The organism is Pseudomonas sp. LRF_L74, assembly GCF_965644255.1.
Lineage (GTDB): Bacteria > Pseudomonadota > Gammaproteobacteria > Pseudomonadales > Pseudomonadaceae > Aquipseudomonas.
The window spans coordinates 1-651 of sequence record NZ_CBFFRH010000035.1 but is presented as its reverse complement, the minus strand read 5'-3'; the positions used below and the strand labels follow the sequence as shown (position 1 = coordinate 651).

The following is a 651-nucleotide window of genomic DNA, read 5'->3' as shown; positions in this document are numbered from 1 at the left end:
CGTAGACGATTTGCTTCCGTTCTTCTTGGCTGAGCAACGGCAACTCACCAATTGGCCTCTCTGCAACCTCGCAGATAGCAATCAGTATATTGCTCAGATGTTTAGAAATTCGGGCAATGGTGTCTTGGTCAAATTGACCCTTGGCATAGCAATAGTGGAAGCCCAGCTCTTCTCCTATCCCAATCAACAATGTCAGCGGATAGTTAGTCTGCTCATGGTTCTCTATTCCACCAAACACCAAACCATTCGGTGCACTTTGCTCCAGCGCCTCCGACACTGGGTAATTCTCGAATACCAGCAAACTATCGAACAGCGCCTCACCACCCAAACCTGCCCAGCGTTGTACCTCGAACAGTGGTGTATGTTCCTGCTCTCGTAATGCCAGGTTCTGGCTCTGCACCTGTTGCAGAAAATCACCTAACGACTGCTCCGGCTTCGGACTCGCGATCACCGGCAGTGTGTTGATAAACAAACCAACCTGCTGCTCCACACCTTTCAGCTCGGCCGGTCGCCCCGACACCGTCGCACCAAACGTCACCGTCTCTTGACCCGTGTAACGCTGCAGCAGTAATAACCACGCGGCCTGTACCAACGTATTGACCGTCACCTTCTGCTGACGAGCAAACTCGCTCAAACGCTGGGTTTGCTCCT

The 651-nt window shown here is 52.4% G+C and carries 1 protein-coding gene; it reads right to left on the bottom strand.

Annotation, left to right across the window (positions count from 1 at the left end; translation table 11 throughout):
• Nucleotides 1–651, bottom strand: a 651-nt coding sequence (locus ACSZPK_RS26930; RefSeq protein WP_437884677.1) for a condensation domain-containing protein, incomplete at both ends; no start/stop codon positions are given.